The 442-nt window shown below is 37.6% G+C and carries 1 protein-coding gene; it reads right to left on the bottom strand.

Annotation, left to right across the window (positions count from 1 at the left end; all coding sequences use genetic code 11):
• Positions 1–196: 196 nt before the first annotated feature.
• The coding region (locus tag IQR33_RS26730) for a helix-turn-helix domain-containing protein (protein ID WP_322631807.1) at positions 197–442 on the bottom strand (246 nt) is incomplete at its 5' end.

The following is a 442-nucleotide window of genomic DNA, read 5'->3' as shown; positions in this document are numbered from 1 at the left end:
TTTTTGCCTTTTTGATTAAAAACAAATCAATACACCGCAATTTAGTTTCATATACTTTTACGTATAACATATTCACCTGAGGAATATATAAATTTGCGGATTTTATAAATCAAACCAAACAAAAATAAAAAGAGCGGCTCTGTGGCCACTCTCTTTTATTGTATTTATTCGCCTATTTAACACAGGGAAAGGCCAACTACATGGCTTGTTCGGAAATCAAGTTATGTTTATTAAGTAGTCGATACATGGTTGCACGCGAAACTCCGAGCTCTTTCGCCGCATTTGAAACTTGACCAGAATGAGATTCCAAAACAACCAGCAACGCATCACGTTCACTCTTCTCTCGGATTGATTTCAAGCTGCGCTTTGAGTCATTACGTTGAGGTAAATCTAAGTGATGCTCTTCAATCATTACGCTGTCGGACATTAATACCGCTCGCTT

The sequence above is a fragment of the Vibrio sp. OPT46 genome (assembly GCF_015163535.1).
GTDB lineage: Bacteria > Pseudomonadota > Gammaproteobacteria > Enterobacterales > Vibrionaceae > Vibrio > Vibrio alginolyticus.
Note: the sequence above shows the minus strand (reverse complement) of the source record. Positions and strands in the feature narration are given on the sequence as shown.